Here is a 12660-nt window from a genome sequence, read left to right on the forward strand (position 1 = left end):
GTCGGTGGCCCCGAGTTGAATGGAGCTATGTTCATGTACGGTTCCGAGGCACTCGACCAGGTCACTGGCGCGGGGCTGGAACTCGCTGAGGCGCTTGCCGCACTGCCCGCGAGCCAGGACGCGGCCACCGATGAGGAACTCATCGCCCGGTTGCGGGTGCTGGGCGGAGTCCTGCGTTTCGTCGAGGGTGCCCTCCTGCAGACGGTGGGCGAGGTTCAGCAGCGCTCATCGTCCGCCGATCGCGGAGCCCTGATGACCACCCGGATCGGATGCCGCACAGTGGCGGAGGTGATCGAGCGCGCCGTGGGGGCGAGCGGTCGCACGGCGCGCCAGTGGGTGCGCGCCGCAGGGCTGATCACGCAGCCCACGGATCTGTCGGGAGCGGTGGTTCCGGGCCTGTTTCCGGCTGTCGCCGACGCGGCCAGGTGCGGAGTCCTGGGGACGGACGGGATCCTCGCGATCGCGGGCGTCCTGAACAACGCCGCTTCCCGCATCGATGCGGCGGCGGTGCATGAGGCGGAGCAGTTCCTCGTGGACCTTGCCCGTGGCGCACATGCGGTGACGGATGTCGCGGCATCGGCTGATCGAGATGGCTCCGCCGCTGGGAAGCATCCCGGTGCGGCGTGGAACGTGTGCTACCCGGCCTCGGACCTCGACGCGATGTCTCGGGCGGTTCTCGCGCGCATCGACCCTGACGGAGTGGAGCCGGCCGAGCGTATCGCGATGCTGAAGCGTGGCATCACACTCGGGACGCCGGTCGGTGGTCTTGTGCCGATTCGTGGTGCGCTCCTTCCGGAAGCCGCTGCGCAACTCCAGCTCCTTCTCGATGCATACAACAACCCCGCGGCACCGCCGATCCCGCTACCCTTCGCGATGTCTCCGGGTGGTCTGGATGCCCCTCGTGTCGCCGGCGCAGCGGATGAAGACGCGGATGGGACTGGGGGTGAACCGGGAACTTCGCCCGCTGATGTCGAGGCTGTCATCGGCGCTCCCGTCCTGCATCTGCCGCGCGGCGGGGTGTACTTCCGTGAATCGACGCCGACCCTCATGTCGCCGGACAGCGATGTCGATGCGCCGCCGTGTGTCTGTGGTGCCCGAGACGTGAACGCGGCGCACGCCGAGCATGATTCTCGATGGCCCGGTGCCGGTGCGGAGGCGGGGTCCGCGATGGCGTGTGTGTGCGTGCCGTCACGCGCGGATGATCGGCGCACGCCGCCGCAGAAGCGTCACGACGCCCTGTCTGCGATCCTCCGCATCGCCGCTGAGTCCGGACGCGCTCCTGCTCTCCAGGGCCACGCGCCCACGCTGCTCGTTCGGATTCACAGCGCTGCCCTCAGGCGGCGCGCTGGCGCCCCTCATGACTCCGGAGCACATGCTGGTGAGGGAGTCGGTACGGACGCTCGGGTCGAAGCCGAACACTGCAACAGCGGCCTCACGGGCGATTCACTCGCTGTGGCACACGCGGAAGTCTCGGGACTCGAGATGCCGATCTCCATCGCAACCGCGCTGCGCATCACCTGCACCGGCGGCGTCCAGCACATCCATTACGACGCGAACCAGGCGGTCACGGCGATCAGCAGCGAGGCGCGCATCCTCACGCCCAGGCAGCGCCGCGCGATCAACGATCGGGACCGGGAGTGCATCATTCCCGGCTGCCACGTTCCGGCCACCTGGTGCGAACACCACCACGTCACAGAGTGGGCGAACGGTGGTCCCACGCACACCAGCAACGCCGTGGCGATCTGCTTTCATCACCACCGCACTCTGGAACAGGCCGGGTGGCGGATTCGCATCCGCGAGGGAGTGCCAGAAGTGCAGGCCCCGCTCCTCTGGGATCCCGACCAACGCTGGATCCGCAAACCACATCACCGGCGCGATATTCGTCCCAGACAGACGGATGACACCTAGCGGGCGATGGAGCGCGTGACCGTGAACTTCGGCGTCCGAGCCACCTGGGACGTGGGGCCCACGCTGCGCTCCAATGCGCCACGGTGCTTCAGATGCGAGTTGTACACCGTGAGGAGCGTGCCCCCGGGGCGCAGCATCCGGCCCGCAGCGCGGAACAGCGGATGCGCCATGTCGTCGATCACGGCACGCCCATCGTGAAACGGAGGATTGAGCAGCACCACATCGACGCTCCGGTCCGGGATCCCCTCCCCGGCGTCGGCATGCACGGTGTCTACCCTGTCCGCGACGCCGGCGAGCTGGGCGGTACGGGAAGCGGAGGACACCGCCGACCAAGAGCGATCCGTCGCGATCACCCGGGCGCCGGGCAGGTGCCGTGCCGTCCACACCGCCAGCACTCCCGTGCCGCACCCGAGGTCCACGACCGTGGGGCGCTCCGGAAGCGCAGCGGCATCCAGCTGTGCCGGCAGTACCTCCAGCAGCGCGCGGGTTCCGATGTCCAGACGTGTGCCGGCGAACACGGCGCCGTGCGCCGCGATCGGGAAATCCAGACCGCTGACGATTTCCGAGCGCGGATAGGCCGGAGAGGGGGTCGGTCGTGGACCCGACGCGATCAGCGCGCGGGCCTTGTCCCGGCCCCGGCTGGCCGCGACCTCCAGGAAGGAGTCCCGCGGGCGCTCGTTCATCCCTCGTTCGAGGTTCTTCTCGCGCGCCGCGAGGACGACGAGGACATCCGCATCGGCATGGCGCGCGACGAGACCGGCGATCTCGTCGACCCCGGCGAGTGTCCGGGGCAGTTCTCCGACCACGAGGGTCACACCATCGACGAGTTCCGGAACGAGGCCGTGGCGCTCGCAGCCCTCCGGTGGCGCGACCGGAATCGGGGTGAGCTCGTGGAAGAGGCGGATCGGCGATCCGAAGCGCTCACGCGCTGCCGCTGCCAGGGCATCGTCGCCGATGACCGCCACGGCACCGCGGTGTGCGAAGCCGCCGCGCGCCGCATCACGCTCGAACGCCTCATCGAGGGCGAGGCGGGCGGCGGGGGACAGTGCGTCGGTCACACTCCATGCTCGCACGGCCCGCCCGTTCGGTCAGGCGGCGTCCGTGACCTCAGACGGAAGCGGGGGCCGCTGCGGACGATCGCACGACGAGGGTGGTCGACAGCTCCGTGTGCGCGGCCAGGCGATGACCCGCGCGGGATCGGACCAGGGCGTCGACCGCGGCGCTTCCCATCTGCGCCAGCGGCTGGCGGATGGTGGTGAGCGGCGGGTCGGTCCACTGTGAGTGGGGGATGTCGTCGAAGCCCACGACCGAGATGTCGTCGGGAATGCGCAGTCCCTGCTCGCGCAGCGCCCGGATGGACCCCAGTGCGCTGTCGTCACTCGCGGCGAAGATGGCGGTGGGGCGCTCGGCGCGCGAGAGCAGGAGCCGCGTGGCGGCGTACCCCTGATCGACGCCGTACTGGGTACGGATCACCAGCTCATCGTCCACGGGAACGCCCGACTGCAGCATCGCGGCCTGGAATCCGGCGAGCCGGGCGATGCCGTTCGCCTGGTCCAGGGGTCCGGTGATGGTGGCGATGCGGCGGTGTCCCAGTGAGATGAGGTGCTGTGCGGCGTCGAATGCGCCCTGGAAGTTGGTCGCGGCGACGGAGTATGTCCCCTCGGGAACCCGGCGCAGCGGGTCGACGATCACCAGGGGAATCCCGGCGTCTGCGAGGAGCTGCCGGGCTTCATCGCTGGGGACCCCGACAACGCTCAGCAGTCCGTCCGAGCCACGTTCGACCGCGTGGCGCACCCAGTCGTCGCAGTTCTCCGGGTCGGGATCCACCGTGAGCACGAGATCCTTGTCATGTCGTTTCGAGGCCTCCGCTGCTCCGCGGACCACCGCCTCGGACCAGGCTCGATCCAGGTCGACGATGCGGACGTCCAGGAAACCGGTGGTGACACGTGCACGGGAGCGGATCTCGTACCCGTGCCGGGAGAGCACCTCGGTCACCCGTTCCCGCGTGGAGCTGGCCACATCTGGTCGGGAGTTGAGCACTTTCGAGACCGTGGGGACGGAGACGCCCGCCTCTTCGGCGATCCGGGCGAGCTGGACTGTCATGGTTCCCTTTCACAGACTTTCCGAAAAACCATACCGTGATCACCCCCGCAAGCGCAGGCATTTTCTGAGGAAATCTCTGGACCTATCCGTGCCCGTCGCTCTATAGTTCCCGGAGAGGGATCGAAATTTCGAGACCCTGTTTCGAAATCACGAAGGAGTGAGCATGCGCAGGACACGAGTCACCGCTACGGCTGCCGTGGTCCTCGGTGCCGCCCTGGTGCTGAGCGGCTGCGGCCGCGGCGCCGACGGCGCGACCGGGGGCACGGACAGCGGAGCGGGCGCCGCGGCGGAGGGCAAGGCCACGGGCGTCATCGAGATCTGGACCGCGGGAGGGCATGCCGACAACCTGCAGGAGCTCGCGGGGCCCTGGCTCGACGACAACCCGGATGCCTCGCTGAAGGTCACCGACATCCCGTGGGACCAGGTGATCACCAAGATCCAGACGGCGACCGCCGCCGGTACCGGACCGGACATCATCATGACCGGGTCGGACCAGACGGCGACGGTCATCGGCATGGGCGGCTTCGACAAGGTCCCCGATGGGGTGTACCAGGCGGACGACTTCTATTCGGCCGCCATCGATTCGGTGACCGGACCGGACGGCGCCTACGCCATGCCCTGGTACGTGGAGACGCGCTTCCTCTTCTACCGCAAGGACCTCGCGGAGCAGCTGGGTCTGTCGGCGCCGACCACGTGGGAGGACATGAAGGCGATGGCCACCGCTTTCAAGACACGGCCGGGCGGCACCTACGGTCTCAGCCTGCCCAAGCCCACCGAGTCGCCGGCGCAGGTGATCGTGCCGTTCGTGGCGCAGGCGGGCGGCAGCATGACCGACGGTGAGAAGTGGACGATCGACACCCCCGAGTTCGTGCAGGCGCTGGACTTCTACGCGGGCTTCTTCACCCGCGGCGAGGCGCCCGCCGAGACCACCGATGCCACGTTCGAGAACGGCGGCACGCCGATGTTCATCTCGGGGCCCTGGATGCTCGATGTCTACCAGGAGCTCATCGACAAGGGCACCGCTCCCGCAGACTTCACGATGGACTCCGTGGGCTACGCCGTCTCACCCGCCGGCCCCGGCGGCAACAACGACCAGTACATCGGCGGGGGAAACCTCGGTGTCTTCTCCGCGGCGAAGAACAAGGAAGCTGCCTGGTCGCTGCTGTCCTGGATGGGGCAGACCGAGCAGCAGCAGGCCTGGTACGGGCTCCAGAAGGAACTGCCCGCCAACATCGCTGCCGGCGACGACTCCGCCATTCAGGAGAACCCCGTCACCAAGACGCTGATGGAGCAGATGCAGGACACCGTGGCACCGCCGAACTACCCGGCGTGGTCGCAGATCTCCGATCTGATCAGCAAGTACTCCGAGCAGGTCGCCCGCGGCGAACTCTCCAGCGCTGATGCGGCGAAGCAGATCCAGACGCAGGCCGACTCGATCGGCTTCGGATGGTGACATCCACCGCGCGGCGGCCGGGGAAGACGTCTTCCCTGGCCGCCCAGCGCCGCCGCTCCGCCCTCATCGCGTGGGTGTTCGTGTCGCCGTTCGTGCTGACGTTCGGCGTGTTCAGCCTCATCCCGCTGGTGAGCTCGTTCGCGATGTCGTTCACCGACCTGCGTGCCCGTGACATCCGCAACCCGTTCAACGTGAATTTCGTCGGACTCGAGAACTTCATCTCGGTTCTGACGAATGAGTCGTTCCTGCGGGCGCTGCGCAACACCCTGGTGTTCGTCGTGGTGGGCGTGCCGTCGACCCTGTTCATCGCGCTGGTGCTGGCCGTGCTCCTGAACTCACTGAGCCGCCGGGTCGCCACCTTCTTCCGTGTGGGCTATTACACCCCGGTCATCACGACCATCGTCGCGGTGGCCGTGGTCTGGCGGATCATGTACCAGGACACCGGTGTGATCAACACCATGCTGGGCTGGGTCGGAATCGACGGGCCCAACTGGCTGAGCGATCCGAACACGGCGCTGATGGCGATCACGATCATGGCGGTGTGGCGCAACATCGGATCCTCCATGGTGATCTTCCTCGCCGGTCTGCAGAGCATTCCGGCCGAGGTCAACGAGGCGGCCGCCATCGACGGTGCGAACGCGGTGCAGAAGTTCTTCCGCGTGACCATCCCGATGATGATGCCGACGATCCTGCTGAACACCATCCTGGTGACCACCGGCTACATGCAGTTCTTCGACGAGCCCTTCGTGATGACCAACGGCGGTCCGCTGGAGTCGACCACCTCCATCGCGCTGCAGGTCTACAACCAGTTCAAGTACGGCAACTACTCCGTGGGAGCCGCGGGAGCGTACGTCCTCTTCGTGCTCGTCGGAATCCTTGCCCTCATCCAGTTCCGCTTCTTCCGGCAGAGGACCTGACATGACCGCTCTTGATGCACCCGCGCGCACTGTGATGACCGCGCCCGCGGAGGACCGTTCTCGGCGAAAGCCCTTCCGCTGGGGAAACCTGGTGGTGATGGTGGTGCTGTCGATCGGGCTGGCTGCGACGATCCTGCCGTTCGTCTGGATGGTGCTCGGCGCTTTCAAGACCAAGGCCGAGATCATGTCCCGTCCGGTGACCTGGTGGCCGAAGAGCCCGACCCTGGACAACTTCGCCGCCTGGTTCTTCCAGTTCGACATCCTGCGCCCGTTCCTGAATTCGGTGCTGCTGGCCGCGGCCACCGTCGCCACGACGCTGCTGTTCTCCTCGATGGTCGGATGGGCGCTGGCGAAGATGCGTTTTCCGGGCAAGAACGCGATCATCGTGGTGGTGCTGGCGACGATGTTCGTCCCCGGCATCGTCACCCTCATCCCGCAGTTCGTGCTGGTGGCGAACCTCGGGATGGTCAACACCTACTGGGGGCTGATCCTGCCCGGGATGGTGGGTGCGTTCGGCGTCTTCCTCATGCGGCAGTTCATGCTGGAGATCCCCGATTCGTTGCTGGACGCAGCCCGCATCGACGGTGCGGGGGAGTTCCGCACCTTCTTCCAGATCGTGCTGCCGTTGTGCAAGGCCCCTCTTGCCACCCTCGCGATCTTCACCTTCATGGGATCGTGGAACAGCTTCCTGTGGCCGCTGATCATCTCGCAGGACGACTCGATGTACACCCTCCCGGTCTCCCTCGCCCTGTTCTCGGCTGAGGCGGGTGGTCACGGGGCGGACTACGGCCTGCAGATGGCCGGATCGTTCCTGATCGTGATCCCGGTGCTGGTGCTGTTCATCGCCATGCAGAAGCATTTCATCCAGGGCATCACGATGACCGGGATCAAATGACGAAAGACGGGCGCCCGCGTGCTGCGGGCGCCCGTCCGTCGCGTGTCGGGATGACCGCGGCCGCATCGGGCCGCACGGGCATCAGCGACGCGACCCGGTCACGAGCCGGACGAGGGCTGCGGGCCCGTCGTTCGGGTACGGATGATGCGGATCATCCGCAAAGCGCAGATCGTGATCGTCACGCCGAGGACCACCACGATGATCGACGTCGTCGACGCATCCCTGCTGCCCACTGCGTAGGCGAGGACGAAGATCCCCATGCTCGCGATCACACCGTCGACGGCGGCCACCGCGGCGAGGAGCACGAGCGGGCCGATCGACACGTGTGCACCGCCGTCCGGCCGGGACAGAGAGAAGCCGTAGCCCGTCGTCATCAGACCCACGGCGGCCAGCAGCGTCGCCACCAGTGCGGGGCCGACCAGAGCGGAATCGGCGCCGACGTTCAGCCACGCGAGGAGAGCCGCGACCGCGGAAGCCGCCGTCGCGACGGCCGTCACCCAGGCCGCGCCGCGGCCCGCGCGTGGCCGGGGGCTCGCCCCGTGCGGAGCACTCATCGGAGGGGAGCCGTCGGAGCCGCCTGGCGCCGCAGCATCGCCGCGCGCAGGATGCGCAGCCCGCTGAAAGCGGACAGGATCCCCAGCACGAAGAGGATGACGGCCAGCGGTGTAGCACCGGTCAAACCCACCGCGATGCTCACGAAGAAGCCCACCAGAGGCACGGCGATGCCAACGACGTAGGTCGCCGCGCAGAGCAACCCGAGCGGGGCGAGGGATCCCGTCTCAGCACCCGCGTTCGCGGGGCGCGCCGCGCGAGAGCCCGCGATGCACAGGCTGAGGACACCCAGAACGAGTCCGGTGATCGCTGCGGCGATCAGACGGGGTTCGGCCGCGGCGAGAGCGAAGGCGACGGTGGCCACCGCGACGACGAGCGCGATCACGCCCGAGGACCGCGCGACGATGCGCGCGGCCCTCGGGTCGTGCTGCCGCGAGGGCGCAGGGGGAACGGTCATGCGTTGGCGAGCGGCGGCCAGGACGCGATGCCCGCCGCGGTGGACGTCATGGTCGCACGCGCCTGCCCCGCCGACAGGAACAGCACGGCGACACCCGTGCCCACGGCGGCCAGGAAGGCGACGATGCCGATGGTCACCAGCACGGGTACCGCGGGCAGTCCGACGATCGTCCCCGTCGCCACGGCAGCTCCCGCGAGGGCGCCCAGCAGCGTGAGGATCGCGACCACCACCGCGCCCCAGAACACGCCGATCGCCACGGCGAGGCCCGTCATGGCGCCGCTGACGTTCTCGGCGTAGTCCGCCATGATCGACGTGTTGGCGCGGCGCTGGGTCTCGATGCGCTGCTTGTACTGGTCGGCTCCGCTTCCGGTCCACTTGTCGTCGACGGAGAGGTTGGCGTCCATGATCGTGTCGTTGATCCGTGACACCTTCGCCGCGGCGGTCTTCCATCCTTGCGCGGCGCCGTTGAGCATGAACGGGTCGCCGACGTGGCTGAAGAACTCCGAGATCGCCTTCCACATCTCGCCGATCTTCTGCAGCATGCCGTCCCAGGCCTCGCGGAGCCGGTCCGCCACCCAGGACAGCGCCGCGGGCAGGAGCCGAAGCGCGGCGTTGACCAGTCGCACGATCTCGTCGATCTTCTGGCGGATCTTCTCCAGCAGCTCCAGAGCGCGCTCGATGATCGGATTCATGTCGTCTTCCCCCTCAGACCACCGGCTGCCACATGCGTGACAGCTCGGATACGGTTCCCTCTTCCATCTGCTGATACATGTCGCGAACTTCGCGCAGCGCCTTAGCGCCGTTGCTTGCGGCCTGAGCGCCGTCCGCGAGGAGCTGCGTGACTCGCTGGTGCAGTTCCGCGTACTGATCGGCGACATCCATGGCGGCGAACGAGAACGCGCCATGAGTCACCTGAATCGCGGCGATCGAGTTTCCGCTGGTGCGGAGCGTGTTGGATGCCTCGTCCCAGATGGACGCGTCCTTGGTGAGCGCCTCGAAATTGGCGCGGAGATCGGGAGCCATTCTTCCTACCGTCCTGTCATGTACGACACGAAGCCGTCGGGGTCGTCGAGGAGGCGCTGGTACTTCTCCAGCGGCGTTCCGGCAAGCGCTGCAGACGTGCGCTCCTCCGCGGTCGCCTCGTGTGCTTCGCGCAGCGCCTCGTTCAGTTCACGTGCGACCTGGGTCGCCGCCGAGCGGGCAGCCCAGCGGGAATCCAGCGTGATGCCCTGCAACTGGCCGCCCGCCGTCAGGTTCACCGTGAGGTGACCGGAGAGCGGAGCGACGGTGTCCACGCGTCCGCCGCGGCTCATCGCGGTGGCGAACGTCTCATCGAAGCCGGCGGTCATGTCCTCGAGCATCTCCAGGACGTTCTCCAGCATCCGCTCCACCTGGGAGGCCGCGTCGGGACTCTCGGTCAACGCGGTGCGCAGCTTCTCCGCCACGGAATCGCTTGTGGGCGGCAGCGGCGTGGCGCGGTGCTCGTGCTCCTGAGCCTCGCCGAGGTGTGTTCCCCACGCCTCCAGACGAGCCGTGCTGAGCTGCTGGAAGGTCTCGACCAGCCGGCCCGCGAGAGCAGAGGCCTCGATGTGGTTCTGCCAGTCGTTCGCTATCGCGAACGAGATCAGCCCCTCGGAGTCGATGTTCACGGTGAGAGCACCGGTCTCATCGGTGTGCGACGCGGGCTGCTCGCCCTCCGCCGCTTCGGTGTACATCTGCGCTTCTCGATCGAATTCATCGCGCAGTTCGAAGAATCGCTCAGCATCGTCGGTCATCAACGCCCCCTTTTTGCGTCTGCTTCCTCTGCCAGGGTACACACGCTCATCGGATGGGCAAGTAGCCCGAAGCATCGACGAGGCGACGTCAGCCGATCTGCGCCTGGACGCGGCGGGTGACCTCGGCCATCGGCATCGAGCGGGGGAAGACGGCCACGACCACGTCGTCCTCGGCGGCACGGGCGCCGTCTGGGTGCACGCCGAAACGGTGCAGCGCATCATCCAGCGCCGCGCGCAGGGTGGCGGCGGGCACCTTGCGGCCGCGCAGCATCTGGCGAAGCACGTGATTGTGGACGGCGGCGACCACGGCCGCAAAGCCCACCGCGTCCACCGGATCGAGGCCCGGAAGGGCGCTGCGCAGGTACTCGTCGAACAGTCGCTCATAGCGGAACACGGTGACGATCTCGCGTTCGCGCAGGGCGGGGATGCGCCGCACGAGCTCGTAGCGCTTGCGCGCAACGTCGATGTCCGACGTGAAGTGCTTGAAGACGAGCATGGCACCGTCTGTCACAGCGACCCAGGGGTTCTCATGGCGGTCATCGAGGAAGGCGCGGGCCTCGGCCAGCACATACTCGTGATCGGCGAACACGACGTCGTCCTTGCCACCGAACTGGCGGAAGAACGTGGATCGGGACACGCCGGCGGCCTTGGCGATCTGATCGACCGACGTCTGCTCGAAGCCCTGCTCCTCGAAGAGGGTGAGGGCGGCGGCGACCACGGACGACACGTCTGCGGTGCTCTGGCGAGGAGTGCTCATTGGACGAGGGTACTGCGATACGCGGTGTCGCGAAAGGTGAAACTCAGTATCAACCGAGCGGGTTCTGCGACCGGATGTCGTCCAGCATGGCCTTCGGCATCGCGAACGCTCCGAAGGACAGATTGATCATCAGCGCCAGATCGGGGTTCATGCCGGTGATCACGCTGCGCCCGTTCATCGGCACGCCGAAGCGGGCGACGTCCCCGGTGTGCTCCAGTGCGCCGGTGGTGCTGGCGACCACCATGTAGTCGACTTCGTCCACGCGCGTGATCACGGGGTCGATGGTGCCGCCCTCCGGATCGGTGACGGAGGGGACGTAGACGGTCGCCGCCAGGAAGGCATCCACGAGCTCGACGTGGGTGGCCTCTCCGGCCTCCGCCCGCGACGCCAGCTCCGCGAGCAGGTCGGACGGCTCTGCGGCCTCCGGGGTTGCGTCGGCGGCGGGCCCGAAGGCTGAGGCGGACTCGGGCGAGGGCGTGGCGCTGTCGTTCATCGCTCCGATTCTCCCAGATGCACGGCCGGTTCCGCTCCCGTGCACACCGGCCGCGGGCGCTCAGGCGGAGGTAGTAGGCTGTGATACCGGTCGTTATCTCGATATCGAGAGACTTTTTCCAGATCGCAGCCCACCGGAGGAACAACAGTGGATCTGTACGAGTACCAGGCACGTGACCTTTTCGAAAAGTACGGGGTGCCGGTTCTCGCCGGTATCGTCGCCGAGACTCCTGAGGAGGCGAAGGCGGCTGCCGAGAAGATCGGGACGGGTGTCGTCGTCGTCAAGGCTCAGGTGAAGACCGGCGGCCGCGGCAAGGCCGGCGGCGTCAAGGTCGCGAAGTCGCCGCAGGAGGCCTACGAAGCCGCCCAGGCGATCCTCGGAATGGACATCAAGGGCCACACGGTCCACAAGGTCATGGTCGCCGCGGGCGCTGACATCAAGCAGGAGTTCTACTTCTCCGTGCTGCTGGACCGCGCCAACCGCTCCTACCTGAGCCTGTGCTCGGTCGAGGGTGGCATGGAGATCGAGGTCCTCGCGGTCGAGAAGCCCGAGGCGCTGGCGCGCGTCGAGGTGAACCCGCTGACGGGCATCGACAAGGACAAGGCCCTGGAGATCGCCAAGCAGGCGAACTTCCCCGAGGAGCTGATCGACGCCGTCTCCGACGTGTTCGTCAAGCTGTTCGACGTGTACAAGGGTGAGGACGCCACGCTCGTCGAGGTGAACCCGCTGGTGCTCACCGGCTCGGGTGAGGTTGTTGCCCTCGACGGCAAGGTCTCGCTGGACGACAACGCCTCCGAGATCCGCCACCCCGAGCACGAGGAACTGGTCGACGAGGCCACCGAGAACCCGCTCGAGGCAAAGGCGAAGGCTGCGGGCCTCAACTACGTCAAGCTCGACGGTCAGGTCGGCATCATCGGCAACGGCGCGGGTCTGGTCATGTCCACCCTCGACGTGGTCGCCTACGCCGGTGAGAACCACGGTGACGTCAAGCCCGCCAACTTCCTCGACATCGGCGGTGGCGCATCCGCGGACGTCATGGCCGCGGGCCTGGACGTCATCCTCGGTGACGAGCAGGTCAAGAGCGTCTTCGTGAACGTGTTCGGTGGCATCACCGCCTGCGACGCGGTTGCGAACGGCATCAAGGGCGCACTCGAGAAGCTGGGCGACGCCGCCACCAAGCCGCTGGTCGTCCGCCTGGACGGCAACAAGGTCGAAGAGGGTCGCGCGATCCTCGCGGAGTACGCCCACCCGCTCGTCACCCTCGCAGCCACCATGGACGAGGGCGCCGACAAGGCCGCCGAGCTGGCCAACGCCTGATCGCCCCGGACTCGGATTCAAAGGACTAGAGAT

14 protein-coding genes are annotated in these 12660 nt (G+C 67.5%); 5 read left to right on the forward strand and 9 right to left on the reverse strand.

What is annotated here, in order from left to right; all coding sequences use genetic code 11:
* The first annotated feature begins 27 nt into the window (after nucleotides 1–27).
* Complete coding sequence (locus ACIQJ5_RS03075; RefSeq protein ID WP_402840768.1) at nucleotides 28–1908, forward strand: DUF222 domain-containing protein; 1881 nt, start codon at nucleotides 28–30, stop codon at nucleotides 1906–1908.
* Here the strand turns inward: ACIQJ5_RS03075 and ACIQJ5_RS03080 are convergent.
* Complete coding sequence (locus tag ACIQJ5_RS03080) at nucleotides 1905–2966, reverse strand: class I SAM-dependent methyltransferase (protein ID WP_402840770.1); 1062 nt, start codon at nucleotides 2964–2966, stop codon at nucleotides 1905–1907. The two genes, ACIQJ5_RS03075 and ACIQJ5_RS03080, sit on opposite strands and share 4 nt — an antisense overlap.
* Before the next feature lie 49 nt (nucleotides 2967–3015).
* Nucleotides 3016–4011 (reverse strand): LacI family DNA-binding transcriptional regulator, encoded by a 996-nt coding sequence (locus ACIQJ5_RS03085; protein WP_402840772.1) that lies wholly within the window; start codon nucleotides 4009–4011, stop codon nucleotides 3016–3018.
* A gap of 163 nt (nucleotides 4012–4174) precedes the next feature.
* On the opposite strand from ACIQJ5_RS03085, the gene ACIQJ5_RS03090 reads away from it, so the two are divergent.
* From ACIQJ5_RS03090 to ACIQJ5_RS03100, 3 genes are read left to right on the forward strand one after another with little or no spacing between them, the layout of a single operon-like run.
* The gene (locus tag ACIQJ5_RS03090; RefSeq protein WP_402840775.1) at nucleotides 4175–5464 is read left to right on the forward strand and encodes an extracellular solute-binding protein; all 1290 of its coding nucleotides are present in this window, start codon (nucleotides 4175–4177) and stop codon (nucleotides 5462–5464) included.
* Complete coding sequence (locus tag ACIQJ5_RS03095) at nucleotides 5458–6381, forward strand: carbohydrate ABC transporter permease (RefSeq protein ID WP_402840777.1); 924 nt, start codon at nucleotides 5458–5460, stop codon at nucleotides 6379–6381. Before ACIQJ5_RS03090 ends, ACIQJ5_RS03095 begins: the two co-directional genes overlap by 7 nt.
* A gap of 1 nt (nucleotide 6382) precedes the next feature.
* Entirely contained in the window at nucleotides 6383–7276 is an 894-nt protein-coding gene (locus tag ACIQJ5_RS03100) for a carbohydrate ABC transporter permease (protein WP_231090494.1), read from the forward strand.
* A gap of 98 nt (nucleotides 7277–7374) precedes the next feature.
* Here the strand turns inward: ACIQJ5_RS03100 and ACIQJ5_RS03105 are convergent, their stop codons facing one another.
* From ACIQJ5_RS03105 to ACIQJ5_RS03135, 7 genes are all read right to left on the reverse strand, one after another.
* Complete coding sequence (locus ACIQJ5_RS03105) at nucleotides 7375–7830, reverse strand: hypothetical protein (RefSeq protein ID WP_402840780.1); 456 nt, start codon at nucleotides 7828–7830, stop codon at nucleotides 7375–7377.
* Nucleotides 7827–8285 (reverse strand): hypothetical protein, encoded by a 459-nt coding sequence (locus ACIQJ5_RS03110; protein ID WP_402840783.1) that lies wholly within the window; start codon nucleotides 8283–8285, stop codon nucleotides 7827–7829. The genes ACIQJ5_RS03105 and ACIQJ5_RS03110 overlap by 4 nt, the downstream gene beginning before the upstream one ends.
* Nucleotides 8282–8977 carry a hypothetical protein gene (locus tag ACIQJ5_RS03115; RefSeq protein ID WP_231090489.1) on the reverse strand — a complete coding sequence of 232 codons (696 nt, stop codon included), beginning with the start codon at nucleotides 8975–8977 and terminating at the stop codon, nucleotides 8282–8284. Before ACIQJ5_RS03115 ends, ACIQJ5_RS03110 begins: the two co-directional genes overlap by 4 nt.
* Nucleotides 8978–8990: 13 nt before the next feature.
* The gene (locus ACIQJ5_RS03120) at nucleotides 8991–9308 is read right to left on the reverse strand and encodes a hypothetical protein (RefSeq protein WP_231090487.1); all 318 of its coding nucleotides are present in this window, start codon (nucleotides 9306–9308) and stop codon (nucleotides 8991–8993) included.
* A gap of 5 nt (nucleotides 9309–9313) precedes the next feature.
* A complete protein-coding gene (locus ACIQJ5_RS03125) occupies nucleotides 9314–10060 on the reverse strand; it encodes a hypothetical protein (protein WP_231090486.1) in 747 nt (248 codons plus the stop codon).
* An 88-nt stretch (nucleotides 10061–10148) separates the two neighbouring features.
* Nucleotides 10149–10817, reverse strand: a complete 669-nt coding sequence (locus ACIQJ5_RS03130; RefSeq protein ID WP_231090485.1) for a TetR/AcrR family transcriptional regulator — start codon at nucleotides 10815–10817, stop codon at nucleotides 10149–10151.
* Between the two features lie 49 nt (nucleotides 10818–10866).
* The gene (locus ACIQJ5_RS03135; RefSeq protein ID WP_231090484.1) at nucleotides 10867–11310 is read right to left on the reverse strand and encodes a hypothetical protein; all 444 of its coding nucleotides are present in this window, start codon (nucleotides 11308–11310) and stop codon (nucleotides 10867–10869) included.
* Between the two features lie 147 nt (nucleotides 11311–11457).
* Here ACIQJ5_RS03135 and sucC point away from each other — a divergent pair, with 147 nt between their 5' ends.
* A complete protein-coding gene (sucC, locus tag ACIQJ5_RS03140; RefSeq protein WP_231090483.1) occupies nucleotides 11458–12627 on the forward strand; it encodes an ADP-forming succinate--CoA ligase subunit beta in 1170 nt (389 codons plus the stop codon).
* Nucleotides 12628–12660: the final 33 nt, after the last annotated feature.

This window comes from Microbacterium sp. GXS0129 (assembly GCF_044769785.1).
Lineage (GTDB): Bacteria > Actinomycetota > Actinomycetes > Actinomycetales > Microbacteriaceae > Microbacterium > Microbacterium nymphoidis.